23 protein-coding genes are annotated in these 24,463 nt (G+C 60.3%); 21 read left to right on the forward strand and 2 right to left on the reverse strand.

Features of this window, described 5'->3' with window-relative positions:
- The 16 genes from nuoH (at position 1) to SPHINGO391_RS09000 (ending at position 15,636) form a co-directional block, all read left to right on the forward strand.
- On the forward strand, positions 1 to 1,047 hold the full coding sequence (gene nuoH / locus SPHINGO391_RS08925) for an NADH-quinone oxidoreductase subunit NuoH (RefSeq protein ID WP_152008504.1): 1,047 nt from the start codon (positions 1 to 3) through the stop codon (positions 1,045 to 1,047).
- 58 nt (positions 1,048 to 1,105) lie between these two features.
- Positions 1,106 to 1,591 (forward strand): NADH-quinone oxidoreductase subunit NuoI, encoded by a 486-nt coding sequence (gene nuoI, locus SPHINGO391_RS08930; RefSeq protein WP_193217239.1) that lies wholly within the window; start codon positions 1,106 to 1,108, stop codon positions 1,589 to 1,591.
- 143 nt (positions 1,592 to 1,734) lie between these two features.
- A complete protein-coding gene (locus tag SPHINGO391_RS08935; protein WP_152008506.1) occupies positions 1,735 to 2,349 on the forward strand; it encodes an NADH-quinone oxidoreductase subunit J in 615 nt (204 codons plus the stop codon).
- A gap of 26 nt (positions 2,350 to 2,375) precedes the next feature.
- Positions 2,376 to 2,684: an NADH-quinone oxidoreductase subunit NuoK gene (gene nuoK / locus SPHINGO391_RS08940; protein ID WP_152008507.1), complete on the forward strand. Its 309-nt coding sequence runs from the start codon at positions 2,376 to 2,378 to the stop codon at positions 2,682 to 2,684.
- 7 nt (positions 2,685 to 2,691) lie between these two features.
- Positions 2,692 to 4,677 (forward strand): NADH-quinone oxidoreductase subunit L, encoded by a 1,986-nt coding sequence (nuoL, locus tag SPHINGO391_RS08945; RefSeq protein WP_152008508.1) that lies wholly within the window; start codon positions 2,692 to 2,694, stop codon positions 4,675 to 4,677.
- Positions 4,677 to 6,188, forward strand: coding sequence for an NADH-quinone oxidoreductase subunit M (locus tag SPHINGO391_RS08950; protein ID WP_152008509.1), 1,512 nt, complete (start codon positions 4,677 to 4,679; stop codon positions 6,186 to 6,188). The genes nuoL and SPHINGO391_RS08950 overlap by 1 nt, the downstream gene beginning before the upstream one ends.
- Before the next feature lie 20 nt (positions 6,189 to 6,208).
- A complete protein-coding gene (gene nuoN / locus SPHINGO391_RS08955; RefSeq protein ID WP_152008510.1) occupies positions 6,209 to 7,651 on the forward strand; it encodes an NADH-quinone oxidoreductase subunit NuoN in 1,443 nt (480 codons plus the stop codon).
- A gap of 18 nt (positions 7,652 to 7,669) precedes the next feature.
- The gene (locus tag SPHINGO391_RS08960; RefSeq protein ID WP_152008511.1) at positions 7,670 to 8,413 is read left to right on the forward strand and encodes a biotin--[acetyl-CoA-carboxylase] ligase; all 744 of its coding nucleotides are present in this window, start codon (positions 7,670 to 7,672) and stop codon (positions 8,411 to 8,413) included.
- 134 nt (positions 8,414 to 8,547) lie between these two features.
- Complete coding sequence (locus SPHINGO391_RS08965) at positions 8,548 to 10,215, forward strand: ribonuclease J (protein ID WP_152008512.1); 1,668 nt, start codon at positions 8,548 to 8,550, stop codon at positions 10,213 to 10,215.
- 10 nt (positions 10,216 to 10,225) lie between these two features.
- Positions 10,226 to 10,630 carry a methylmalonyl-CoA epimerase gene (gene mce, locus SPHINGO391_RS08970; RefSeq protein WP_152008513.1) on the forward strand — a complete coding sequence of 135 codons (405 nt, stop codon included), beginning with the start codon at positions 10,226 to 10,228 and terminating at the stop codon, positions 10,628 to 10,630.
- A 12-nt stretch (positions 10,631 to 10,642) separates the two neighbouring features.
- The gene (locus tag SPHINGO391_RS08975) at positions 10,643 to 10,924 is read left to right on the forward strand and encodes a DUF1467 family protein (protein WP_152008514.1); all 282 of its coding nucleotides are present in this window, start codon (positions 10,643 to 10,645) and stop codon (positions 10,922 to 10,924) included.
- 114 nt (positions 10,925 to 11,038) lie between these two features.
- Complete coding sequence (locus SPHINGO391_RS08980) at positions 11,039 to 11,272, forward strand: hypothetical protein (protein WP_152008515.1); 234 nt, start codon at positions 11,039 to 11,041, stop codon at positions 11,270 to 11,272.
- Between the two features lie 477 nt (positions 11,273 to 11,749).
- Positions 11,750 to 13,093: a proline--tRNA ligase gene (proS, locus tag SPHINGO391_RS08985; protein ID WP_152008516.1), complete on the forward strand. Its 1,344-nt coding sequence runs from the start codon at positions 11,750 to 11,752 to the stop codon at positions 13,091 to 13,093.
- Positions 13,094 to 13,120: 27 nt separating this feature from the next.
- Positions 13,121 to 14,410, forward strand: a complete 1,290-nt coding sequence (locus SPHINGO391_RS08990) for a lipoprotein-releasing ABC transporter permease subunit (RefSeq protein ID WP_152008517.1) — start codon at positions 13,121 to 13,123, stop codon at positions 14,408 to 14,410.
- Positions 14,403 to 15,104, forward strand: a complete 702-nt coding sequence (locus SPHINGO391_RS08995; protein ID WP_193217240.1) for an ABC transporter ATP-binding protein — start codon at positions 14,403 to 14,405, stop codon at positions 15,102 to 15,104. Before SPHINGO391_RS08990 ends, SPHINGO391_RS08995 begins: the two co-directional genes overlap by 8 nt.
- Before the next feature lie 142 nt (positions 15,105 to 15,246).
- Positions 15,247 to 15,636 carry a hypothetical protein gene (locus tag SPHINGO391_RS09000; protein ID WP_152008518.1) on the forward strand — a complete coding sequence of 130 codons (390 nt, stop codon included), beginning with the start codon at positions 15,247 to 15,249 and terminating at the stop codon, positions 15,634 to 15,636.
- Positions 15,637 to 15,888: 252 nt separating this feature from the next.
- Here SPHINGO391_RS09000 and SPHINGO391_RS09005 read toward each other — a convergent pair whose 3' ends face one another.
- Entirely contained in the window at positions 15,889 to 16,869 is a 981-nt protein-coding gene (locus SPHINGO391_RS09005; protein WP_152008519.1) for a hypothetical protein, read from the reverse strand.
- Between the two features lie 358 nt (positions 16,870 to 17,227).
- Positions 17,228 to 17,905, reverse strand: a complete 678-nt coding sequence (locus SPHINGO391_RS09010; RefSeq protein WP_152008520.1) for an alpha/beta hydrolase — start codon at positions 17,903 to 17,905, stop codon at positions 17,228 to 17,230.
- A gap of 259 nt (positions 17,906 to 18,164) precedes the next feature.
- Here SPHINGO391_RS09010 and SPHINGO391_RS09015 point away from each other — a divergent pair, with 259 nt between their 5' ends.
- The 5 genes from SPHINGO391_RS09015 to SPHINGO391_RS09035 all read left to right on the forward strand — a co-directional run bounded on the left by SPHINGO391_RS09015 (position 18,165) and on the right by SPHINGO391_RS09035 (position 24,382).
- Positions 18,165 to 19,337: a cysteine desulfurase family protein gene (locus tag SPHINGO391_RS09015; RefSeq protein ID WP_152011492.1), complete on the forward strand. Its 1,173-nt coding sequence runs from the start codon at positions 18,165 to 18,167 to the stop codon at positions 19,335 to 19,337.
- A gap of 154 nt (positions 19,338 to 19,491) precedes the next feature.
- Positions 19,492 to 20,961 carry a Fe-S cluster assembly protein SufB gene (sufB, locus tag SPHINGO391_RS09020; protein ID WP_152008521.1) on the forward strand — a complete coding sequence of 490 codons (1,470 nt, stop codon included), beginning with the start codon at positions 19,492 to 19,494 and terminating at the stop codon, positions 20,959 to 20,961.
- Between the two features lie 119 nt (positions 20,962 to 21,080).
- Positions 21,081 to 21,836, forward strand: a complete 756-nt coding sequence (gene sufC / locus SPHINGO391_RS09025) for a Fe-S cluster assembly ATPase SufC (protein ID WP_152008522.1) — start codon at positions 21,081 to 21,083, stop codon at positions 21,834 to 21,836.
- A gap of 43 nt (positions 21,837 to 21,879) precedes the next feature.
- On the forward strand, positions 21,880 to 23,151 hold the full coding sequence (gene sufD, locus SPHINGO391_RS09030; protein WP_152008523.1) for a Fe-S cluster assembly protein SufD: 1,272 nt from the start codon (positions 21,880 to 21,882) through the stop codon (positions 23,149 to 23,151).
- On the forward strand, positions 23,144 to 24,382 hold the full coding sequence (locus SPHINGO391_RS09035) for a cysteine desulfurase (protein ID WP_152008524.1): 1,239 nt from the start codon (positions 23,144 to 23,146) through the stop codon (positions 24,380 to 24,382). Before sufD ends, SPHINGO391_RS09035 begins: the two co-directional genes overlap by 8 nt.
- Positions 24,383 to 24,463 lie beyond the last annotated feature (81 nt).

The following is a 24,463-nucleotide window of genomic DNA, read 5'->3' on the forward strand; positions in this document are numbered from 1 at the left end:
ATGGACGGTTTCATCACATCTTATGTCTGGCCCGGGGCCATCATTCTGGCGCAGTCGCTGCTGGTGATGGTGGCGCTGCTGCTGTTCATCGCCTACATCCTCTACGCCGACCGGAAGATCTGGGCTGCCGTGCAGTTGCGCCGCGGCCCGAACGTTGTTGGCCCGTGGGGTCTGTTCCAGTCCTTCGCCGACCTTCTGAAGTTCGTCTTCAAGGAACCGGTGATTCCATCGGGTGCCAACAAGGCGGTGTTCCTGCTCGCCCCGCTGGTGGCGGTGACGCTGGCGCTGGCGGCCTGGGCGGTCATTCCCTTCGATGCCGGCTGGGTGATTGCAGACATCAATGTCGGCATCCTGTTCGTTTTCGCGATCTCGTCGCTCGAAGTCTACGCGATCATTATGGGCGGCTGGGCCTCGAACTCGAAATATCCGTTCCTCGGCGCGCTTCGCTCGGCGGCGCAGATGGTGTCCTACGAGGTCTCGATCGGCTTCGTCATCGTCGCCGTGCTGCTCTGCGTCGGTTCGCTCAACCTCACCGATATCGTTTTGGCGCAGGCCGACGGCATCGGAACCCGGATGGGGCTGCCGAACTCGCTGTTCGACTGGCACTGGTTCGCACTGTTCCCGCTGTTCATCATCTTCTTCATTTCGGCGCTGGCCGAGACCAACCGTCCGCCCTTCGATCTGCCGGAAGCGGAATCGGAACTGGTGGCGGGCTTCATGGTCGAATACGGCTCGACGCCCTACATGATGTTCATGCTCGGCGAGTATGCAGCGATCGTGCTGATGTGCGCGCTGACCACGATCCTGTTCCTGGGCGGCTGGCTGCCGCCGCTAGATGTGTGGTTCCTCAACTGGGTCCCCGGCATCGTCTGGTTCGTGCTCAAGGCCTGCCTCGTATTCTTCATGTTCTCGATGGTCAAGGCCTTCGTACCGCGCTACCGCTACGACCAGCTGATGCGGCTTGGCTGGAAGGTGTTCCTGCCGATTTCGCTGGGCATGCTGGTGATCGTGGCCTTCGTTCTCAAGCTGACGGGAACCGCGCCGTGATCCTGACCACCTGTTTTTCCATCCGGCTGATCAAGCCTAGCAAGAGCGGAGACTGACCATGTTGGCTCAAGCCGCAAAATCGCTGTTCCTGAAGGAATTCGTCGGCGCGTTCTTCCTGTCGATGCGCTATTTCTTCGCGCCGAAGGCGACCGTGAACTACCCGAACGAAAAGGGGCCTGTCAGCCCGCGTTTCCGCGGTGAACATGCGCTGCGACGGTATCCGAACGGCGAGGAACGCTGTATCGCCTGCAAGCTGTGCGAGGCCATCTGCCCGGCGCAGGCGATCACCATTGAGGCCGGTCCGCGACGCAATGACGGCACCCGCCGCACGGTTCGCTACGACATCGACATGGTCAAGTGCATCTATTGCGGCTTCTGCCAGGAAGCCTGCCCGGTCGACGCGATCGTCGAGGGGCCGAACTTCGAGTTCGCGACGGAAACGCGCGAAGAGCTCTACTACGACAAGGACCGGCTGCTCGCCAATGGCGACCGCTGGGAACGGGAAATCGCTCGCAACATCGCGATCGATTCGCCCTACAGGTAAGACACCGGAACGGCGCACCATCGGGGCGCGCCGTCCTGAATTCACATGCGGGGGGCAGGGGCCGGCTTCGGTCCATCTGCCTCCATTCGGGGCGGGAACAAATGGTTCCTGTCACTCGGGGGAAAGACGAAAAGGCGCCGATCATGGGTCTGCAGGCTCTGTTTTTCTATTTGTTTGCCTTCGTGGCAGTGGCTTCCGCCTTCATGGTGATCGCAGCGCGCAATCCGGTGCATTCCGTGTTGTTCCTGATCCTCACCTTCTTCAACGCGGCCGGATTGTTCCTGCTCACAGGCGCCGAGTTCCTGGCGATGATCCTGCTGGTAGTCTATGTCGGCGCAGTTGCGGTTCTGTTCCTGTTCGTCGTCATGATGCTCGACGTGGACTTCGCCGAGATGAAGTCCGGTGCGCTCGAATACGCGCCCGTCGGCGCGCTTGTCGGCATCATTCTGGCGGCCGAGCTGATCATCGTGCTTGCCGGCAACGCCTTTCATCCGGCAGCGGCCGGCAGCGGGGCCAGTCCGATCCCGGCACTGAGCGAACGGTCCAACACCCAGGCGCTCGGCGATGTGCTCTACACCGACTACATCTTCTTCTTCCAGATCGCCGGCATGGTGCTGCTGGTGGCCATGATCGGCGCCATCGTGCTGACGCTCAGGCATCGGGAACACATCAAGCGGCAAGACATCAACCAGCAGGTCGCCCGGACACCGGAGACCGCCATCGAGGTGGTCAAGGTCAAGCCCGGCCAGGGCATTTGAACGCGGGGACGTGAAGGAATAATCGCATGGAAATCGGACTCTCCCATTACCTGACTGTCAGCGCGATCCTGTTCACGCTTGGCGTTTTCGGGATATTCCTGAACCGCAAGAACGTGATCGTCATCCTGATGTCGATCGAGTTGATCCTGCTTGCCGTGAACCTGAACATGGTGGCGTTCTCGATGCATCTCAACGATATCGTCGGGCAGGTGTTCGCGTTGCTGATCCTGACGGTTGCCGCGGCGGAAGCGGCGATCGGTCTTGCCATTCTCGTCGTCTTCTACCGGAACCGCGGCTCCATTGCCGTGGAAGACGTCAACATGATGAAGGGCTGAGAGAGCCATGTACCACGCTATCGTCTTTCTTCCCCTCATCGGCGCGCTGATTGCGGGTTTCGGTGGCCGCGCCATCGGCGCCAAGGCCTCGGAATACGTGACCACGCTGTTCCTGATCGTCGCCGCGCTCCTGTCCTGGGTGGCCTTCTTCACGGTTGCCATGGGCGACGGCGAAACTGTTCGCGTGCCGATCATGCGCTGGATGGATTCGGGCGGGTTCAGCGTCGACTGGGCACTCAGGATCGACACGCTGACCGCGGTGATGCTGGTTGTCGTCAACACGGTGTCCTGCCTGGTTCACGTCTATTCGATCGGCTACATGCATCATGACCCGCACCGTCCGCGGTTCTTTGCCTACCTGTCGTTCTTCACCTTCGCCATGCTGATGCTGGTGACCTCGGACAATCTCTTGCAGATGTTCTTCGGCTGGGAAGGCGTGGGCGTGGCCTCCTACCTGCTGATCGGTTTCTGGTACAAGAAGCCGTCGGCCAATGCCGCGGCAATGAAGGCGTTCATCGTCAACCGCGTCGGCGACTTCGGCTTCCTGCTTGGCATCTTCGGCCTGTTCGTGCTGTTTGGCTCATCCTCGTTCGATGCTATCTTTGCCGGTGTTGCGGACTATCTGCCGGCGGAAGGCGCCGAGGGCGGCGAGACGGTTCTCAACCTGTTCGGCATGCATCTCGACAAGGCGCACGCTCTGACCGGCGTCTGCCTGCTTCTGTTCATGGGCGCGATGGGCAAGTCGGCCCAGTTCCTGCTGCACACCTGGTTGCCTGACGCCATGGAAGGCCCGACACCCGTGTCGGCGCTGATCCATGCCGCGACCATGGTGACCGCAGGCGTGTTTCTCGTCGCGCGCATGTCTCCGGTGTTCGAACACGCACCGGATGCGCTCACCGTGGTGACCTGGATCGGTGCGATCACGGCGTTCTTTGCCGCCACCGTTGGCCTGGTGCAGAATGACATCAAGCGGGTGATCGCCTATTCGACCTGCTCGCAGCTCGGCTACATGTTCGTGGCGCTCGGCATCGGCGCTTATGGCGGCGCGGTCTTCCACCTGTTCACCCATGCCTTCTTCAAGGCGCTGTTGTTCCTTGGTGCCGGTTCGGTGATCCATGCCGTCTCCGACGAGCAGGACATGCGGCGCATGGGCGGGTTGCGCAAGAAGATCCCGATGACCTACTGGATGATGATCATCGGCACCATCGCTCTGACCGGCGTCGGCATTCCCGGCACGCTGATCGGGACCGCCGGCTTCTTCTCCAAGGACATCATCATCGAGTCTGCCTACGTGGCGCACAACTCCGCCGCTGGCATCGCCTTCGGGTTGCTTGTGATCGCGGCGCTGTTTACGAGCTTCTATTCCTGGCGCCTGATCTTCATGACCTTCCACGGCAAGCCGCGCGCTTCGTCGGACGTGATGCATCACGCCCATGAATCGCCCCCGGTGATGCTGGTGCCATTGTTCATTCTGGCGGTTGGCGCACTGCTTTCCGGCGTGGTGTTCAAGGATTTCTTCTTCGGTGATCACTACGAGGCTTTCTGGAAGGGCGCGCTGTTCACCGGCGCCGAGAACCAGATTCTCGAGGAATTCCACCATGTGCCGCTGTGGGTGAAGCTGAGCCCGTTCGTGGCCATGCTGCTGGGCCTTGTGACCGCTTGGTATTTCTACATCCGCTCGCCTGAGACGCCCAAGCAGCTGGCCGAGGACCATCAGGCCCTTTACCGGTTCCTGCTCAACAAATGGTATTTTGACGAGCTTTACGATTTCATCTTTGTCCGCCCTGCGAAGTGGCTCGGCTCATTCCTGTGGAAGCAGGGTGACATGCGCGTCATCGACGGTTACGGCCCCAACGGCATCGCCGCGCGGGTGCAGGACATCACCGGCCGGGTTATCCGGCTGCAGACCGGATACCTCTACCACTACGCCTTCGTGATGCTGATCGGAATTGCAGCGCTTGTCACATGGATGATGCTCGGGAGTGCATTCTGATGACCGATTGGCCTCTTCTGTCAGTTGTCACCTTCATACCGCTGATCTGCGTGCTGTTCCTGCTGCCGATCAAGGATGATACCGAGATCGGCCGGCGCAACATCCGTCAGGTCGCACTTTTGGGCACGACCGCGACCTTCGTGATGTCGCTGTTGATCTGGGCGAGCTTCGATGTAACCGACCCCGGGTTCCAGATGGTGGAAAGCATCGATCTTCCGGGCTCGATGTTCTCCTACGCGATGGGCGTTGACGGCATTTCGATGCTGTTCGTCATCCTCACCACCTTCCTGATGCCGCTGTGCATCCTTGCCAGCTGGAATTCGATCCAGACGCGCGTGCGGGAATACATGATCGCCTTCCTGGTGCTCGAGACGATGATGATCGGCGTGTTCTGCGCGCTCGATATCGTGCTGTTCTACGTGTTCTTCGAAGCAGGCCTGATCCCGATGTTCATCATCATCGGTGTGTGGGGCGGCAAGCGCCGGGTCTATGCGAGCTTCAAGTTCTTCCTCTACACGCTCGCCGGTTCGGTGCTGATGCTGCTGGCGATCATGGCGATGTACTGGGATGCGGGCACGACCGATATCCGTATGCTGCTGGCGCACAACTTCCCGGCGGAAATGCAGACATGGCTTTGGCTGGCGTTTTTCGCCTCGTTTGCTGTGAAGATGCCGATGTGGCCGGTGCACACCTGGCTTCCCGATGCGCACGTCGAGGCGCCGACCGCTGGATCGGTGATCCTGGCCGGCATTCTCTTGAAACTCGGCGGCTACGGCTTCCTGAGGTTCTCGCTGCCGATGTTCCCGCTCGCCTCGGCCGATTTCGCGCCGTTCATCTTCACGCTGTCCGTTGTTGCGATCATCTACACCTCGCTGGTGGCGCTGATGCAGGAAGACATCAAGAAGCTGATCGCCTACTCCTCGGTGGCGCATATGGGCTACGTGACCATGGGCATCTTCGCCGCCAACGAGCAGGGCGTGCAAGGGGCGATCTTCCAGATGCTGAGCCATGGTCTGGTATCGGGTGCGTTGTTCCTGTGCGTCGGCGTGGTTTACGACCGGCTGCACACCCGCGAGATCGCCGCCTATGGCGGTCTGGTCAACAACATGCCGAAATACGCGGTTGCGTTCATGATCTTCACCATGGCCAATGTCGGTCTTCCCGGCACCTCCGGCTTCGTCGGTGAATTCCTGACGCTGATGGGTGTGTTCCAGGTCAACAGCTGGGTGGCGCTGTTTGCCGCGACCGGGGTGATCCTGTCGGCCGGCTACGCATTGTGGCTCTACCGCCGCGTCGTCTTCGGATCGCTGGAGAAGGAAAGCCTCAAGGCCATGCTGGACCTGTCGGGCCGCGAGAAGGCGATCCTCTATCCGCTGATCGCGCTGACTATCCTCTTCGGGGTCTATCCGGCGCCGATCTTTGATGTGACGGCAGCCTCGGTTGACGCACTGATCAACAACTACACGGCTTCGCTGCAGGCAGCGCGCGATCTCGCGCTGTCGGTTAACTGAGCTACGGAGACTGCAGGACCATGACGTCAGAGATACTCACTTCCAGCCTTCTGCTTTCCGTGCCCGAACTCATGCTTGCCCTGGGCGCCATGGCGCTTCTGATGGTCGGTGTGTTCTCCGGCGAGAAGTCGGTGACGCTGGTCAACGGACTGGCGGTGGCGCTCCTGATCATGGCCGGCCTTGTGCTGGTGCTGGTGACCGAGAACGGGGAAGCCTACAATGGCGCCTTCCTGTCCGATCCGTTCGCGAAGTTCATGAAGGTGCTGGTGCTGATCGGATCGATCACCGCGATGGTGATGACGGTCGGTCATGCCAAGGCGGAGCGGATCGACAAGTTCGAGCTTCCGGTGCTGTTCGTGCTGGCGACACTCGGCATGCTGCTGATGATCTCCGCCAATGACATGATCGCGCTCTACATGGGGCTCGAGCTGCAGTCGCTTGCACTCTACGTCGTCGCGGCGATCAACCGCGACAGCCAGCGTTCGACCGAAGCCGGCCTGAAGTATTTCGTGCTTGGCGCACTGTCCTCGGGCATGCTGCTTTACGGCGCATCGCTTGTCTACGGCTATACCGGACACACCGGTTTCGACGAGATTGCGGCCGCGATTTCCGGCGGCGAGCGGTCTCTCGGCCTTATCTTCGGTCTGGTGTTCCTGCTTGCAGGCGTCGCCTTCAAGATCTCCGCGGTGCCGTTCCACATGTGGACGCCGGACGTCTATGAGGGTGCGCCGACGCCGGTCACCGCGTTCTTTGCGGCTGCGCCCAAGGTCGCGGCGATGGCGCTGTTCGTTCGTATCGTCATCGTTGCCTTCGAGCCGGTGACGCTCGACTGGCAGCAGATCGTGGTGTTTATCTCGATTGCCTCGATGGTGCTGGGTGCCTTCGCGGCAATCGGCCAGAAGAACATCAAGCGGCTGATGGCCTATTCCTCGATCGCCCATATGGGCTTTGCCCTGGTTGGTCTTGCGGCCGGCAGCCAGGCCGGTGTACGCGGCGTCATTCTTTACATGCTGATCTATATGGTCATGACGCTCGGCACGTTTGCCTGCATTCTCGCCATGCGGCGCAAGGAAGATGGCAATGTCGAGCAGATCGACGATCTGGCCGGGCTGTCGTCGACCAACCCGTTCATGGCGCTTATGCTGACCATCCTGATGTTCTCGCTTGCGGGCATTCCGCCGCTGGCAGGTTTCTTCGGCAAGTATTTCGTCTTTGTCGCGGCAATCGAGGCCAAGCTCTATGGTCTGGCCATCATTGGTGTGCTGGCCTCGGTCGTGGGTGCCTATTACTATCTTCGGATCGTCAAGATCATGTGGTTTGATCAGCCCAGCGGCTCGTTTGCCCCGGTTGCGGGTGAACTGAGGCTGGTGTTCGGGATTTCCGGCCTGTTCGTCATGTTCTATGTGCTTGTCTCCAACCCTCTGGGCCTTGCCGCCGACGTTGCCGCGAAGACGTTCTTCTAGCATGCGGCGGAAGGCTGCATGAGGGGGCCTGATTTCCGGCATATCGAGCTTGGAGACGTCGCGTCGACCAATCTCGAATGCATGGACAGGGCCCGCTCCGGTGATGAGGGCAATCTGTGGATTACGGCGGTGCGCCAGACCGGTGGCCGCGCGCGTCGTGGCAGAAGTTGGGTTTCGGAACCCGGCAATCTCTATTCCTCACTCTTGCTGATTGACCCGGCGCCATGGGCGGCGTTGGCGAGCCTGCCGCTTGCGGTCACCGTTGCGGTTGAGGCGGCGGTGTCCTCGGCGTTGCCGGCCGAGGCCGCGAAGGCGCTCAGGATCAAGTGGCCGAACGATCTGCTGATTGGCGGCCGCAAGACCTCCGGTATCCTGATCGAAGCCGAACAGATGCCCGATGGACGCAGGGCAGTGGTCATAGGTTGCGGCATCAATGTCGCCCACCGCCCGGAAGCGGGGCTTTATCCGACCACCTGTCTGGCGGAGCAGGGAAGTGCGGTAACCCCGCAAGACCTGTTTGCGCAGCTGGTTGTCACCATGGACAGCGTGCTGAGCCTATGGGACCAGGGACGGGGGGTGGCAGCTATCCGCGATGCCTGGATCGAACGCGCGCAGGGCATCGGGGAGCCGGTGACCGTGAATTTGCCTGACCGGCAAATCAGTGGTCTGTTTGATGGAATAGATATCGAAGGCAGGTTGATGCTTGCATTGCCGGACGGGAACAGACAAACAATCGCCTCAGGTGATGTGTTTTTCTCGTAACAAGGCATGTTTTTCACCTTGATCCGATTCCGGCTCCAGATGAAAACCATACATAGACCACAAATCCTGCCGCTGCCTGCATGCGTCAATCCTGATGCCGGGCGCCGCAGCCAATGACCAGACAAGGATAGTTGATGTCAAAAGACCAGGATCTCGTGTTCGTACCGCTTGGCGGCGTTGGCGAAATCGGCATGAATCTCGCGCTTTACGGCTATGGTTCACCAAAACAGCGCGAATGGATCATGGTTGACTGCGGCGTGACGTTTCCGGGACCGGAGCTTCCGGGTGTCGATCTGGTGCTGCCCGATGTGGATTTCGTCAAGAGCCTGGGCAAGCAGCTCAAGGCGATCATCATCACGCATGCGCATGAAGACCACTATGGCGGACTGGCGCAGATCTGGCCGCGTCTGAATGTTCCTGTCTATGCGTCGGCCTTCACCGCAGGTATGCTTGAGGCCAAGCGGGCCTATGAACGAACCCGCGCGGAGGTGCCGATCACGCTGTTCAAGGCGGGCGAGCGGTTCACCGTCGGCCCCTTCGAGATCGAGCCGGTTGCGGTCAACCACTCGATCCCCGAGCCGTTTTCGCTGGCGATCCGGACGCCGCTGGGCAATCTCATTCACACCGGTGACTGGAAGATCGACCTCACGCCATCGCTTGGACCGCTGACTGACGAGAACAGGTTCCGGCAGTTGGGCGAGGAGGGGATCCTCGCGATGATGTGCGATTCCACTAATGCCATGCGCGACGGCGTGTCGCCGTCCGAGAAGGAAATCAGCCAGGGGCTGCGCGAGGTCATCGAGCAGGCGGAAGGCCGGGTGGCAATCACCACCTTCTCTTCCAATGTTGGCCGTATCCGCTCGATCGCGGAAGCGGCACGCGATGCCGGCCGCGAAGTCCTGCTGCTCGGAAGCTCGATCAAGCGGGTGGTCAATGTCGCCACCGAACTCGGCATGATGGAGGGAATTCCCGAATTCCTGGCCGAAGACGAGTATGGCTATATTCCCCGCGACAAGGTGGTGGTGATCCTGACCGGCAGCCAGGGCGAGCCGCGGGCAGCACTTGCCAAGCTCTCACGCGACGAAATGCGCAATGTTGCCCTGGCTTCCGGCGACACTGTTGTGTTCTCCTCGCGCACCATCCCGGGCAATGAGAAAGGGATCCTCGAGATCAAGAATGGCCTGATCGACCAGGGCATCAAGATTATCACCGATTCCGATGCGCTGGTGCACGTCTCGGGCCATCCACGGCGCTCGGAACTGGTGCAGATGTATGAATGGGTCAAGCCCAGGATCCTGGTGCCGGTTCACGGCGAGGCGGCGCATCTGACCGCCCAGGCCGAATTGGCCCGGGCATCGGGAATCGAGATTACCCCGCGGGTGCGCAACGGCTCGATCCTGCGTCTGGCGCCGGGCAATCCGGAAGTCATCGGTGAAGCCCATCATGGCCGCATCTACAAGGATGGCCAGCTGATCGGTGATTATGACGAGATGGGCATTTCGGAGCGCCGAAAGCTCTCGTTTGCCGGCCACGTGTCGGTCAATGTCGTCCTCGATCACCGCTTCGAGTTTCAGCGTGACCCGGTGGTCTCGGCCATCGGTCTGCCGGCCTTCGATGCCGAGGGGGACGACATGGAGGACATCCTCTATGATTCCGTCCTGGGCGCGGTCGAAAGCATTCCGCGCGGACGGCGCAAGGACACCGATGGGGTACGCGAGGCAATTCGCCGCTCTGTTCGCGCCGCCGCAAACGAGGTATGGGGCAAGAAACCCGTCGTGACGGTGTTCGTCACCAAGGTGTAAGAGGACCATCATGCTTGGACGCCTGAACCATGTTGCGATTGCGGTGCCGGACCTTGCGGCAGCGGCCGCCCAGTACCGGACCATGCTCGGGGCCGAAGTGACCGAACCGCAGGCATTGCCCGAACATGGCGTCACGGTGGTGTTCATCGAGCTGCCCAACACCAAGATCGAGCTTCTGGAGCCGCTGGGTGAAGGATCTCCGATCGCGGCGTTTCTGGAAAAGAACCCTTCGGGCGGCATGCATCATGTCTGTTACGAGGTGGAAGACATCCTGGCGGCGCGTGACCGGCTCAGAAACGAAGGCGCACGGGTTCTGGGCAGCGGTGAGCCGAAGACCGGCGCCCACAACAAGCCGGTGCTGTTTCTTCACCCGAAGGATTTCAACGGCACCCTGATCGAACTCGAGCAGGTCTGAGGAGCGTTTCTGATGGGATTTGGAACAGCGTTTGCAATCTACTTCATCATCTGGTGGGTGGTGCTGTTCACCGTTCTGCCGTTTTCCGCACGCAGCCAGGCGGATGAAGGTGAGATCACGCTTGGCACCGCCCACAGCGCGCCTGCCAATTTCCGGTTCGCACCGATCTTCTGGCGCACAACGCTGATCTCGGCACTGGTCTTCGGCACCTATTTTGTTGTCACCGTGATCGGCGGTTATTCGCTCGACGATCTTATCGCGCTGTCGCCGGATTTCAGGCCTGCCGGCAACTGACCCGCGGTCTCTGTTTCGGCGGCGCTTTCGCCGGTTCGTTTGCCCGACTCCCAATGGAACTTTGCCTCCCTCGTGCCGTTGACGAGTGAATGCAACAGTTTCAAGGAGATGTTCATGTCGAAGACCCTCAACAAGACGTCGCGGCTCAACGAAAACGATCTTGCCCAGGACAAGATGGGTGACAACTCCCTGCAAGGCGATGACCAGGCCAATGTGCGCAATCAGCGCCACGCTGTCCCGGACGCCAAGCAGGAGCCAGACAAGAGCGTGGTCGACAGCCTCGAGAAGATGGACAAGGACGTCCGCGCCAAGAGAGAACTCGGCAAGGGCGCCCGTAAACCCGATTGACAAACCGGCAGAGCCTGCAGCGGTTCCGGTACTTGTAGTGCCGGGGCCGTACTGTTGTTGTGCCGCCGCGTGTATCTGAACGGTGATCAAGCCAAAAAAAAACAAGGCATGAAGCCTTGTTGTTCAGGTGTCGCGTGATCTGTTTCCCGGTTGCCCGGGGGCTGCGAACAAAGCGCGCCTGAGATCCTATCCTCCCAAGACTTTGACCGCGAATTGGGCAGTTCCCAGTGGGATATGCCTCTTTAGTGAGCTTTATTTAGCTCAACAAAGACGGCTTGTCACGCGTTTTGTGACAGTGACGTGGCGGTAGTGAAATATATCCTCGAGCTATACCGAATCGTGCCCGTACAGCCTTGCTGTACGGGTTTTCATTGCTTGACGAAGCGGCTATGTACGCATGAGTCACCATGCTCGTCATGACAACCCTCATTTTGCCCGATTCAGCCCTCAAGGCTTGAAGCCAAACCGGATCATCCCATGCGCCTGTCAAAATACTTCCTGCCGATTCTGAAGGAAAATCCCAAGGATGCGGAAATTGTCTCGCACCGCCTCATGGCGCGTGCCGGCATGATCAAGCAGCAGTCGGCGGGGGTCTATTCCTGGCTGCCGCTGGGCAAGCGGGTTCTCGACAAGGTCTGCAACATTGTCCGGGAAGAACAGAACCGGGCCGGCGCCATCGAGATCCTGATGCCGACGGTTCAGCCGGCCGATCTCTGGCGGGAAAGCGGCCGCTATGACGATTACGGCCAGGAAATGCTGCGCATCAATGACCGCAACGACCGTGAGATGCTGTACGGACCGACCAACGAGGAAATGGTCACCGACATCTTCCGGTCCTACGTCAAGTCCTACAAGAACCTGCCGCTCAACCTCTACCACATCCAGTGGAAATTCCGCGACGAGCGCCGGCCCCGCTTCGGCGTGATGCGCGGACGCGAATTCCTGATGAAGGACGCCTATTCGTTCGATCTCGACTACGAGGCATCGAAGGCCGCCTACAACCGGATGTTCGTCTCCTACCTCAGGACCTTCGAGCGCTGCGGGCTGAAATCTATCCCGATGCGTGCCGACACCGGGCCGATCGGCGGCAGTCTCAGCCATGAATTCATCGTCCTGGCCGAGACGGGCGAAAGCCAGGTGTTCTGCCACCGCGATTTCGAGGCGTTTGCCGTGCCCGGCGCGGACATGAACTATGATGACGACGCGGCGGTGGCGTCGATCGTCGACAAGTGGACCACGCCGTTTGCCGCCACCGACGAGATCATGGAAAAGGAAGACTGGGCGCGCCAGGCCTGGGACGGCTTGAGCGAGGATTCCCGTGTTTCCGCCCGCGGCATCGAGGTCGGCCACATCTTCCATTTCGGCACCAAGTATTCCGAACCGATGAACGCCTATGTGCAGGGGCCCGACGGCAAGCAGCACTTCGTTTCCATGGGCTCCTACGGCATCGGGCCGTCGCGGTTGCTCGGCGCCATCATCGAGGCCTCGCATGACGACAACGGCATCATCTGGCCCAAGGGCGTGGCGCCGTTCGACATCGGCCTGATCAACATGAAGCCCGGGGATGCTGCCTGCGACGCGGCCTGCGAGAAGCTCGAGACCGCGCTCGAGAATGCCGGGCTCGAGGTGCTTTACGATGATACCGACGAGCGCGCCGGCGCCAAGTTCGCCACCGCCGATCTGATCGGCCTGCCGATCCAGATGATCGCCGGGCCGCGGGCTGTCGCCGATGGCAATGTGGAAATCAAGGTGCGGGCAACGGGCGAGCGCGAAACGCTTTCTATCGAGGCTGCCATCAACCGCCTCGCGCAAGCCCGCTAGGTCAAGCATGGGGCAAAGGAAAAGCCTATGACCGATCCAGACGCCGCAATTGCGCCCGCCGCCGCCAGGCCGTTCTCGACCTTCGAGCGGATGGTCGCCTGGCGCTACCTGCGCTCACGGCGGAAAGAAGCGTTCATTTCGGTGATTGCCGGGTTCTCCTTTGTCGGCATCATGCTCGGCGTGGCGACGCTGATCATCGTCATGGCGGTGATGAACGGGTTTCGCGGCGAGCTGATCACCCGTATCCTCGGCATCAACGGGCACATGGTGGTGCAGCCGATCGACCGGCCGCTCGATGACTATGCGGCGCTGGCGACCCGCTTCAAGGCCGTCGATGGCGTGCTCAATGCGATCCCGATGGTGGAAGGCCAGACGCTGGCCTCGGGCGTGGGCGGGGCCGGGACCGGCGCGCTGGTGCGCGGCGTAAGGGTCGAGGACCTGCAATCGATGAAGATCGTCTCCGATAATATCCGGACCGGCGACCTTGTCGGCTTCACCGCGGGCGAGGGGGTTCTGGTCGGCTCGCGCATGGCCCAGTCGCTCGGGCTTGGCGCCGGCGACCTGATCACGCTGGTGGCGCCGGAAGGCGACGTGACGCCGTTCGGCGTCAATCCGCGGGTCAAGGCCTATCCGATCTCCGGCATCTTCGAAGTCGGAATGTCGGAATACGATGCCTCGATCATCTACATGCCGCTCGAGGAGGCGCAGCTCTATTTCAATGCCGAGGGACTGGTTCAGTCGATCGAGTTGTTTGTCGACAGGCCCGACGATATCGACCGCTTGCGGCCGCTGGTCGAGGCGGCGGCGGAACGGCAGGTGTTCATCACCGACTGGCGGCAGCGCAACCAGACCTTCTTTTCGGCGCTGCAGGTCGAGCGCAACGTGATGTTCATGATCCTGACGCTGATCATTCTCGTGGCGGCGCTCAACATCATCTCGGGGCTGATCATGCTGGTCAAGGACAAGGGACGCGACATCGCGATCCTGAGAACCATGGGGGCGACGTCGGGATCGGTGATGCGGATCTTCTTCATGACCGGGGCCGCGATCGGCGTGACCGGCACGATTGCAGGGTTTCTGCTCGGCGTCGTGGTCTGTCTCAACGTCGAAAGCATAAGGCAGTTCTTCTCCTGGCTGTCGGGCACCACGCTGTTCAACCCGGAACTCTATTTCTTGAGCCAGTTGCCCGCCGACATGGATTCGGGCGAAACCATCGTCGTGCTGGTGGTGGCGCTGGTTCTGTCCTTCATCGCGACCCTGATCCCGTCCTGGCGGGCGTCGAGGCTCGATCCGGTTCAGGCGCTGCGCTATGAGTGATCGCATGGGCGCACGCCCGCACCCGGTTCTGCAGCTGTCCGGCGTGGGGCGCCACTTCCTGCAGGGCGAAAACCAGATCTCGATTCTCGACGGCGCGGACTTCACGCTTCAGGCCGGCGAAACGGTGGCCCTGGTGGCGCCTTCGGGCACCGGCAAATCCACGTTGCTGCACCTGGCGGGACTGCTTGAGCGGCCCGACGAAGGCGACGTGCTGATCGACGGCGAGGCTTGCGGAGACCTGTCCGACGACCGCCGGACGGCGATCCGCCGCTCCGAGATCGGCTTTGTCTACCAGTTCCATCATTTGCTGCCGGAATTCACGGCGCTTGAAAACATCATGATGCCGCAGCTGATTTCCGGGCTGCCGAAGGCCGACGCCAGGGAGCGCGCCGAGCAATTGCTCGACTACATGCGCATCGGCCACCGCGCCGATCATCGGCCGGCCGAACTGTCGGGCGGCGAACAGCAGCGCGTGGCGATCGCCCGCGCAGTCGCCAACGCGCCGCTGGTGCTGCTCGCCGACGAGCCCACCGGCAATCTCGACCCCGAAACCGCCGGCTACGTGTTCGAGGCGCTCGATGCGCTTGTGCGCCAGTCGGGCCTGTCCGCCGTCATCGCCACCCACAACCACGACCTCGCCAGCCTGATGAACCGCCGGGTGACGCTGCAGGATGGGAAGGTGGTGGAGGTTTAGGGGGGAGTGTCGCGGCTGCATCCGATTCAGTCGTGTAGGCGTGTAGGTTTAGAATGCGGACATATTACTTGAAGTGGTATGAGACGTTTGCCGCGCTGCCGGAGTCTTATCGACCGATGCATTCTAGTAGGAAGCACAGAGGATGGCGAACTACACTTTCAAGGTTGGAAAGGCGCCGATCGACGACATCGGTAGGGGGCGTGTCCGCATCCACCTTAGCCGACGCAATGGGGCCAAAAGGTTCACCGTGTTCAGAATTTCCAACGGTGAGACGTCCTTTCTAGCAAGCGTTCTTGGGCACGAAGAAGAGGCTGATAAGATCCTACTGGACATCGACCAACGTGCTGACCTCGGCGTTGATGATAGCAGTTCCATTGATTTAACGCTGACGCGAGTGGGGTTCTGCGGCAGGGTTCGCTGGTATTTGTCGGTGCCTGAGCCGGCCGTGCACGTTCCTGCGTGGCTCGCAGTTTGGTCCGTCGCGCTGGGTTCTCTAGGATTGATATTGGGCTTTATCTCTCTGATCTGTTGAGACAATTGAGGAGCCTTGTCGCTAGGACGCTTCCTGCCCATTGCCGACTCTTAGCCATGACTCGTGTGATGGCTGCGTTGTGCAGCAATTCAGTTGTTATTTGCAATAATTCTTAAACTCACAAGCGAATGTCAGAACATATATTCAAGCTGTTTCTGTCTTGCATACTGATTTGGTATGGTTGGATTTTTCGACTAACTATTTGTGCATCTGATGAAATTTGTAGGTAACAAATTTGTGCAGACTATCGGATCAATCCCAACGATTAATGCTGGCTTTCGTTGGATGGGCTATCCTGATCATTTTCGTAGCTCCGTCGCCGGCATACAATACTATCGATCTGCCGATTTGTCCGTCGCTACTCTTTGACCAACGCGTAAGGAGAGAGCCGTAAATCCCAGAATCGGCTTCAACCCTCATTTCATCATCCGGCTTTATTACCCATCTAACTCGACGGAAAGGATGGTCATCATCAAAGGAATAGAGCGGAAGCCTAGCGAGTTTCATTGCCGCTTTCCGGAAATTCGGCGTGTCACACACGTCGACAACGTCGGGATCGCTAGCATTGATCCTTGTCAGAAACTCGGCCAGAGCCACAGACATTTCTCCAACGTAAGTAAGCACGTTCCAAAGAAAAGATGTTACTGAAATAACGGTCTTACCGCCGCTATGAAGAAGTGGGTGAGGTGCGATTCCCCCATTTTCCCATCCCTCTATGAAAAAACCAACTAAACGAGTGATATTTCCGGCATGGCCAAGCTCAGTTTGATATATCCTCAAGCGGCCATGCGTATGTTTTATAGTATTGGCAATCATTGATGTTTCATCTCGTAATGGTTTTATCGCCTTTTTGAACCTCTTTATATCTAGAGATTTCGCAGCTTCGCGATCTGTTTTATATAATGTCTTCGTTATTACTTCGAGGTCGTCAACATGCTCAGCCGCCGCGTAAATGGTTAGATCAAGATAATCCACTATATCGCTTATGACAGATCCAAAACTTTCCACGCTATCGAGGTCGCCCGGTATCCTCCAATAAGCTTCCAGTTTGTCAGCGCACTTCGCTACTTTGTCACAAATACGTCCGATGGAAATATTGTAAACGCCAAGCGGATGCCGACAGTCGCGCTGCTCGTGATACGACGCGCCAATCTTCAGCGAGGAAAGAGCATTTAGACCAGGTAACGGTGAACCGCCGCCATACGGCGATATGGTTATTACGGGCTTTGACATCATTCATCCTAGCCATTCCGGTCGGTTATAGTTTGCCAGTCTGGGATTCCGTTGTTTGCTCGTGAACTCGGTTCAATTGCATACATGCAGGAATATACAACCTTGTACTTCGAAAGGCTATCGGACCTGAAACGGCTCAACTCGATCATTCGTTTCCGACGCAGTGAAGGTCAACTCCCCGCCCATTCCAGCCTTAAGCCGTGATCAGTCGAATATTCGAAAACCACCGAACCCGCATTTGTTCGTCATTGACGAACAGTTCCTGACCAAAGCCCAAGTTCCGACATCCGGTCCACACACAAAAAGGCACGGCGGGTTCCCCCGCCATGCCCTTGCATTCAGCCCTGATCGGACCCGCTCAGCGCAGCCGCTTGGCAGCCGTCTCCGGCACTAGCTCTCCCGCCAGGCGGCGGTCGAGATAGTCCTCGCATTCTTCCATCAGCTCGTCGACCTTGCCGGTGAAGAAGTGGTTGGCGCCGGGCATGGTCTTCTGGGTGATGAGGATGCCCTTCTGCAGCTTGAGCTTCTCGACCAGGCCGTTGACGTCCTTTTCTGGCGCCACCTTGTCGGCGTCGCCATGGATGATCAGGCCCGAGGACGGGCAGGGGGCGAGGAACGAGAAATCGTAGGTGTTGGGCTGCGGCGCGATCGAGAAGAAGCCCTCGATCTCGGGGCGCCGCATCAGCAGCTGCATGCCGATCCAGGCGCCGAAGGAATAGCCGGCAACCCAGCAGCTCTTTGAGTCCGGATGCAGGCTCTGCACCCAGTCGAGTGCCGCGGCGGCATCGGACAGTTCGCCGGCGCCGTGGTCGAAATCGCCCTGGCTGCGGCCGATCGAGCGGAAATTGAAGCGGAGCGTGGTGAAGCCGCGCTGCTGGAACATGTAGAACAGCTGGTAGACGATCTGGTTGTTCATGGTGCCGCCGAACTGCGGGTGCGGATGCAGCACAATGGCGATCGGTGCGTTCTTTTCCTTGCCCGGCTGATAGCGGCCTTCGAGACGACCGGCGGGTCCGTTGAAAATGACTTCAGGCATTGATACTCCATGCATGGGCTCAGGTTCGGGCGGCCTGCCGTCCGGGTTTGTGGATGCCGGCGGGCGGGTGGATATCGCTTGCGTGCCCTTGACGGGGGCAGGGCGGCTCCCTAGAACCTAGTTTAGAATCGTTCGAAACTGCAGCGTGATCGCTGAAAGTCTGTGTGTCTTACGGCATCGGACACTGAAAATTCAAGAAAAATGCGCCTGCCATGGTGGCCGGCGTGACGAACAGGGCAACGGGCAGGCAACGGCAATGATGGCCAGGGAGCGTCTCTACTTCGATTACAACGCGACGGCTCCGCTTCTTGACGAGGCGCGGTCGGCGATGATCGATGCGATGGACCTGCCCGGAAACCCGTCATCGGTGCATGCCGAGGGTCGCAAGGCCCGCGCCGTGATCGGCCAGGCGCGCGAGGCCGTGGCAAGGCTTTGCGGTGTTCCTGCCGCACAGGTGACGTTCTGCTCGGGCGCGACGGAAGCCGCCAACCATGTTCTGACACCGGATTTCCGGATGGGCCGCTCGCCGGTGCGGGTGTCGCGGCTGTTCGTTTCGGCTGTCGAGCATCCGGCCATGCTGGCCGGCGGCCGGTTCGCAGCAGATGAGATCACGGTGCTTCCGGTTGACCGCGACGGGCGGCTCGATCTCGACGCGCTGGAAGATGCTCTCGCCGCACATGACCAGACAAGCGGGCAGGCGATGCTCGGGCTGCAGCTCGCCAACAACGAGACCGGCGTGATCCAGCCTGTCCGGCAAGCCGCCGACATCGTCCGGGCCCATCACGGGCTGATGGTTGTCGACGCGGTGCAGGGGGCAGGCCGTCTGCCGCTGTCGCTTGAAGCGCTCGGGGCCGACTTCCTGATCCTGTCGGGTCACAAGATCGGCGGGCCAAAGGGGATCGGGGCGCTTGTCAGTGCCGGCGAAATCCTGATGCCGGCGCCGCTCCTGCGTGGCGGCGGTCAGGAAAAGGGCCATCGCGGCGGAACCGAGAACCTTGTCAGCATCGCGGGCTTCGGTGCCGCGGCCGATGCCGCGCTCGAGGGGCTGAGCGATATCGGCCGGATCGCGGCCTTGCGCGACGGGCTCGAGGCCGGTTTGCGCGACCAGGCGCCCGACGTGATCCTGCATGGCGCGGCGGTTGATCGCCTTGCCAACACCAGTTTCTTCTCGCTTCCCGGCCTGAAGGCCGAGACGGCGCAGATCGCGTTTGACATGGAAGGTGTTGCGGTGTCGGCGGGCGCTGCCTGTTCGTCGGGCAAGATCGGCTTGAGCCACGTGCTGACGGCGATGGGTGCGGATGCCGATCTCGGCGCGATACGCGTCAGCCTGGGCAGCGCGCACACGGAAAATGACATTGAGCGGTTCCTTGAAGCGTTCAAAGCGATTAACACACGTCGGCTTGCCCGAATGGGAGCCGCCGTGGCCGCGTGATGTGGCCCGATAGAATTCGTTTCGCGAGCCAGAATATTTCGCGAATGACATAGCGTGGACAGCCGTCCCGCCCTACATAGTGGTGAGCCATGAATGGCACATCACACGACGTTAACAAGCTGCCGGCCTTGACCCGGCGAGATTGGAGAGCGCCATGCCTGCTGTGCAGGAGACCATCGATCAGGTCCGTCAGATCGACGTGGACCAGTACAAATACGGTTTCGAGACCGTCATCGAGAGCGATACCGCACCGAAGGGTCTCAACGAAGACACCATCCGGATGATCTCGGCCAAGAAGAACGAGCCGGACTGGATGCTCGAGTGGCGGCTGGATGCGTTCAAGCGCTGGCTGACGCTGGAAGAGCCGACCTGGGCGCGTGTCGACTATCCGAAGATCGATTTTCAGGACATCCACTATTACTCGGCGCCCAAGGGCATCACCGGGCCGAAGTCGATCGACGATGTCGATCCGGAACTGCTCCGCGTCTACGAGAAGCTTGGTATTCCGCTGCGCGAGCAGGAAATCCTGGCCGGCGTGCAGCAGTCGAAGATCGCCGTCGACGCGGTGTTCGATTCGGTCTCGGTGGTCACCACCTTCAAGGAAGAGCTGTCCAAGGCCGGCGTGATCTTCATGTCGATCTCCGAAGCCATGCGCGAGCATCCCGAACTGGTGAAGAAGTATCTCGGCACCGTGGTGCCGGTGACCGACAACTACTACGCCACGCTCAACGCGGCGGTGTTCACCGACGGATCCTTCGTCTACGTGCCCAATGGCGTCCGCTGCCCGATGGAGCTGTCGACCTATTTCCGCATCAACGAGAAGAACACCGGCCAGTTCGAGCGCACGCTGATCATCGCCGAAGAAGGGGCCTATGTGTCCTATCTCGAGGGCTGCACCGCGCCGCAGCGCGACGAGAACCAGCTGCATGCGGCCGTGGTCGAGCTGATTGCCATGGACGACGCCGAGATCAAGTACTCGACGGTGCAGAACTGGTACCCCGGCGACAAGGACGGCAAGGGCGGGATCTACAATTTCGTCACCAAGCGCGGCGATTGCCGCGGCGACCGATCGAAGATCTCCTGGACCCAGGTCGAGACCGGATCGGCGATCACCTGGAAATATCCGTCCTGCATCCTGCGCGGCGACGACAGCCGTGGCGAGTTCTACTCGATCGCGGTGTCGAACGGCTACCAGCAGATCGACAGTGGCACCAAGATGATTCATCTCGGCAAGAACACCTCGAGCCGGATCATCTCCAAGGGCATCTCCGCCGGCCATTCGTCCAACACCTATCGTGGCCAGGTTTCGGCCCACCGCAAGGCAACGAATGCCCGCAACTTCACCCAGTGCGACTCGCTGCTGATCGGCAATGACTGCGGCGCGCATACGGTGCCCTATATCGAAGCCAAGAACTCGACCGCCCAGTTCGAGCACGAAGCCACGACCTCGAAGATCTCGGAAGACCAGCTGTTCTACTGCCTGGCCCGCGGCATTCCCGAGGAAGAAGCCATCGCGCTGATCGTCAACGGCTTCGTCAAGGACGTCATCCAGGAATTGCCGATGGAGTTTGCCGTTGAAGCCCAGAAGCTGATCGGCATCTCGCTCGAAGGCAGCGTGGGATAGTGGCCATTGGCTGATCCGCGGGTGCCGGCCGACAAGGCCAAGGCACCCGGCGGCAGCTTCGCAGTTTGTATCGCCGCTGTAACAAGTGGCTTGAAATTATCTAGGTATCGGAATCAGACATGCTGGAAATCAAGAACCTTCACGCCCGTATCGCCGAAGATGGCACGGAAATCATTCGCGGCCTCAACCTGACGGTCAAGGCCGGCGAAGTGGCCGCCATCATGGGGCCGAACGGCTCGGGCAAGTCGACGCTGTCCTACATTTTGGCCGGCCGCGACGATTACGAGGTCACCGAGGGTGACATCCTCTACAATGGCGAGAGCATTCTCGAACTCGACCCGTCCGAGCGCGCCGCCAAGGGCATCTTCCTGGCGTTTCAGTACCCGGTCGAGATCCCGGGTGTGGCCACCATGCAGTTCCTCAAGGTGGCGATGAACGAGCAGCGCAAGGCGCGCGGCGAGGAAGAGCTGAAGACGCCGGACTTCATCAAGCTGGTCAAGGAGGCTGCCGCCAGCCTCGAAATCAATCCGGACATGCTCAAGCGTCCGCTCAATGTCGGGTTCTCGGGCGGCGAGAAGAAGCGCGCCGAGATCCTGCAGATGAAACTGCTGGCGCCGCAGCTGTGCGTGCTCGACGAGACCGACTCCGGCCTCGACATCGATGCGCTGAAGATCGTGTCCGACGGTGTCAACGCGCTTCGTTCGCCGGACCGTGCGGTCATCGTCATCACCCACTACCAGCGCCTGCTCGAGCACATCGTGCCCGATACCGTGCACGTGCTCTACAAGGGCCAGGTGATCAAGTCCGGGACCAAGGACCTGGCGCTCGATCTCGAAGCCAATGGCTATGCCGGGATCATCGAAGCCGCCGCTTGAGGCGACGCGGGACAGACGGGCCGCAAGGCCAGGAGAGACAGGCATGAACATGCAGACAAAGCCGCCCCATACCGCAGCAGAACAGGCGATCGTCGACAGTTTCGCCGAAATGATCGGTCAACTGCCGGGCGATGCGCCGGTGACCGCCGCGCGCGACAAGCTGCTCAGCGAGATCAGCACGTCGGGTCTTCCGACACGGAGGATCGAAAGCTGGCACTACACCGATCTGCGCAACCTGATGCGCGATCTGCCGAAGCCGGGCAAGGGATCGGCCACGCTGGTGGAACCGCTAGTTCGCGGAAGCCTGGTGTTGCCGATGGTGCAGGGCCAGAGCGGGGAGCCGAGCGCGCCCGAAGGCCTGGAACTCGAGCCCTTTATGGACCTGCTGGTCTCGGGAGCGGCTGCGAAAAGCCTGACGGCGCGCGGATCCGATGACCTGATCGGGCAGTTCAACGGCGCCTTTGTGCAGGACGGCTACAGTTTCACGGTCGCTGCCGACACGGTGATCGACGAAATCATCGAGATCCAGTCGGTCCAGTCCGGCGGCCAGGTGCACAACCGGTACGTGGCCTCATTCGGCGCGAAGGCAGGTGCGACGGTGATCGAGCGGTATCTCGCCGACACGTCCGACGCCGGGCTGTCGACGGCGGTCTCCTCGCTGGAGCTTGCGGATGGCGCAGAGGTGACCTGGATCATCCTGCAGGGCTGCGGCGACGCGGACCAGCATCTGGGCCAGCTCAATGCGCGGCTCGGCGCCGATGCGAAACTGAAGCTCTACGTGATCAATGCCGGCGGCAAGCTGGTGCGCCAGGAGCTGCATGTCGAGGCAGCGGGCGAGGGCGCGCATCTGGACCTGCGCTGCGTCAACCTGCTGGCGGGCGAAAGCCACACCGACGTGACGCTGACGCTGGGCCATAACGTGCCCAACACCACGTCCTCCGAGATCGTCCGCAACGTGGTGCTGAACCGGGCGCGCGGTGTGTTCCAGGGTCAGATCCGGGTGGCTCAGATCGCCCAGAAGACCGACGCGCAGATGGCGTGCAATACGCTGCTTCTGTCCGATGACGGTGAATTTGCCGCCAAGCCGGAACTGGAGATCTTTGCCGACGACGTGGTTTGCGCGCATGGCGCGACGGTGATCGATATCGACCACAATCACCTGTTCTACCTGATGGCGCGCGGTATCAGCGAAAAGTCGGCGCGCGGGCTGCTGGTCAACGGCTTCGTCGATGAACTGATTGACGAACTCGACAATGAGGAGCTTGTTGAGGCGTTGGAAACCTTGATTGAACAATGGCTTAACGATCATGGCTGAGATTCTGAATCAGACCTACGATGTTGAAGCGGTGCGCCGGGATTTCCCGATCCTGTCACGCAAGGTTCATGACAAGCCGCTGGTCTATCTCGACAATGGCGCCTCGGCACAGAAACCGCAGGCGATGATTGACGCGGTCAGCCATGCCTATGCGAACGAGTACGCCAATGTACATCGCGGGCTGCATTACCTCTCCAATGCGGCCACCGACGCCTATGAGAATGCGCGCGAGATCGTCAAGCGGTTCCTCAACGCGCCATCGGTCGACAATGTGGTGTTCACCAAGTCGACCACCGAGGCGATCAATACCGTTGCCTATGGCTATGGCCAGCCCTTCATCGGCGAGGGCGACGAGATCGTCATCACCATCATGGAGCACCACTCCAACATCGTACCGTGGCATTTCCTGCGCGAACGCCAGGGTGCAAAAATCATCTGGGTCGGCGTCGACGACCAGGGCAATTTCGATCTCGATGATTTCCGCAAGGCGCTGACCGACCGCACCAAGCTGGTGGCGATCGCCCACATGTCGAACGTGCTGGGCACGGTTGTTGACGTCAAGGAAGTCTGCCGCATCGCGCATGAGCGCGGCGTCAAGGTGCTGGTCGACGGCAGTCAGGCGGCGGTGCACATGCCGGTCGATGTCCAGGACATCGATTGCGACTGGTATGTGATGACCGGTCACAAGCTCTATGGTCCGTCGGGGATCGGCGTGCTTTACGGCAAGACAGACGCCCTCAACGCCATGCAACCTTTCATGGGCGGCGGCGAGATGATCGTCGATGTCAGCGAAGACAGCGTCACCTACAATGATCCGCCGCACCGGTTTGAAGCCGGTACGCCGCCGATCGTCCAGGCGATCGGGCTTGGCGCGTCGCTCGACTACATGGAAAAGCTCGGCCGTGACCGGATCGCGGCACATGAAGCCGACCTCACGTCCTATGCGCAGCAACGGCTCTCAGCGGTGAACGCGCTCCGGCTGATCGGCACCGCTCCTGGCAAAGGCGCGATCTTCGCCTTCGAGATCGAGGGCATCCATGCCCATGATGTCTCGATGCTGATCGACCGCTCGGGCGTTGCCGTCAGGGCAGGGACCCATTGCGCCCAGCCGCTGCTCAAGCGGTTCGGCGCAACCTCGACTTGCCGGGCCTCGATGGGGCTGTACAATACCCGCGCGGAGATCGATGTGCTGGTTGAAGCACTCGAAAAGGCCCGGGCGTTTTTCTCCTAGACCTGGTCTCAATCAGACAAGGTCAAGGTTTCTTGTTTTCGTTTGTCTTTTCGGGAATACCGGTTTCCACTTTCCCGGACA

Origin of the sequence: Hoeflea sp. EC-HK425 (genome assembly GCF_902498795.1) — a bacterium.
GTDB lineage: Bacteria > Pseudomonadota > Alphaproteobacteria > Rhizobiales > Rhizobiaceae > Hoeflea > Hoeflea alexandrii.

Excerpts from the sequence above, each read along its gene's own strand:
- SPHINGO391_RS08965 (WP_152008512.1), top strand. The coding sequence starts at position 8,548 with ATGTCAAAAGACCAGGATCTCGTGTTCGTACCGCTTGGCGGCGTTGGC.
- sufC (WP_152008522.1), top strand. The coding sequence starts at position 21,081 with ATGCTGGAAATCAAGAACCTTCACGCCCGTATCGCCGAAGATGGCACG.
- SPHINGO391_RS08960 (WP_152008511.1), top strand. The coding sequence starts at position 7,670 with ATGAGGGGGCCTGATTTCCGGCATATCGAGCTTGGAGACGTCGCGTCG.
- mce (WP_152008513.1), top strand. The coding sequence starts at position 10,226 with ATGCTTGGACGCCTGAACCATGTTGCGATTGCGGTGCCGGACCTTGCG.
- SPHINGO391_RS08980 (WP_152008515.1), top strand. The coding sequence starts at position 11,039 with ATGTCGAAGACCCTCAACAAGACGTCGCGGCTCAACGAAAACGATCTT.
- SPHINGO391_RS08995 (WP_193217240.1), top strand. The coding sequence starts at position 14,403 with ATGAGTGATCGCATGGGCGCACGCCCGCACCCGGTTCTGCAGCTGTCC.
- SPHINGO391_RS09035 (WP_152008524.1), top strand. The coding sequence starts at position 23,144 with ATGGCTGAGATTCTGAATCAGACCTACGATGTTGAAGCGGTGCGCCGG.
- SPHINGO391_RS08990 (WP_152008517.1), top strand. The coding sequence starts at position 13,121 with ATGACCGATCCAGACGCCGCAATTGCGCCCGCCGCCGCCAGGCCGTTC.
- nuoL (WP_152008508.1), top strand. The coding sequence starts at position 2,692 with ATGTACCACGCTATCGTCTTTCTTCCCCTCATCGGCGCGCTGATTGCG.
- nuoH (WP_152008504.1), top strand. The coding sequence starts at position 1 with ATGGACGGTTTCATCACATCTTATGTCTGGCCCGGGGCCATCATTCTG.
- nuoI (WP_193217239.1), top strand. The coding sequence starts at position 1,106 with ATGTTGGCTCAAGCCGCAAAATCGCTGTTCCTGAAGGAATTCGTCGGC.
- SPHINGO391_RS09000 (WP_152008518.1), top strand. The coding sequence starts at position 15,247 with ATGGCGAACTACACTTTCAAGGTTGGAAAGGCGCCGATCGACGACATC.
- SPHINGO391_RS08975 (WP_152008514.1), top strand. The coding sequence starts at position 10,643 with ATGGGATTTGGAACAGCGTTTGCAATCTACTTCATCATCTGGTGGGTG.
- SPHINGO391_RS08935 (WP_152008506.1), top strand. The coding sequence starts at position 1,735 with ATGGGTCTGCAGGCTCTGTTTTTCTATTTGTTTGCCTTCGTGGCAGTG.
- SPHINGO391_RS08950 (WP_152008509.1), top strand. The coding sequence starts at position 4,677 with ATGACCGATTGGCCTCTTCTGTCAGTTGTCACCTTCATACCGCTGATC.
- SPHINGO391_RS09005 (WP_152008519.1), bottom strand. The coding sequence starts at position 16,869 with ATGTCAAAGCCCGTAATAACCATATCGCCGTATGGCGGCGGTTCACCG.
- sufB (WP_152008521.1), top strand. The coding sequence starts at position 19,492 with ATGCCTGCTGTGCAGGAGACCATCGATCAGGTCCGTCAGATCGACGTG.
- nuoK (WP_152008507.1), top strand. The coding sequence starts at position 2,376 with ATGGAAATCGGACTCTCCCATTACCTGACTGTCAGCGCGATCCTGTTC.
- sufD (WP_152008523.1), top strand. The coding sequence starts at position 21,880 with ATGAACATGCAGACAAAGCCGCCCCATACCGCAGCAGAACAGGCGATC.
- proS (WP_152008516.1), top strand. The coding sequence starts at position 11,750 with ATGCGCCTGTCAAAATACTTCCTGCCGATTCTGAAGGAAAATCCCAAG.
- SPHINGO391_RS09010 (WP_152008520.1), bottom strand. The coding sequence starts at position 17,905 with ATGCCTGAAGTCATTTTCAACGGACCCGCCGGTCGTCTCGAAGGCCGC.
- nuoN (WP_152008510.1), top strand. The coding sequence starts at position 6,209 with ATGACGTCAGAGATACTCACTTCCAGCCTTCTGCTTTCCGTGCCCGAA.
- SPHINGO391_RS09015 (WP_152011492.1), top strand. The coding sequence starts at position 18,165 with ATGGCCAGGGAGCGTCTCTACTTCGATTACAACGCGACGGCTCCGCTT.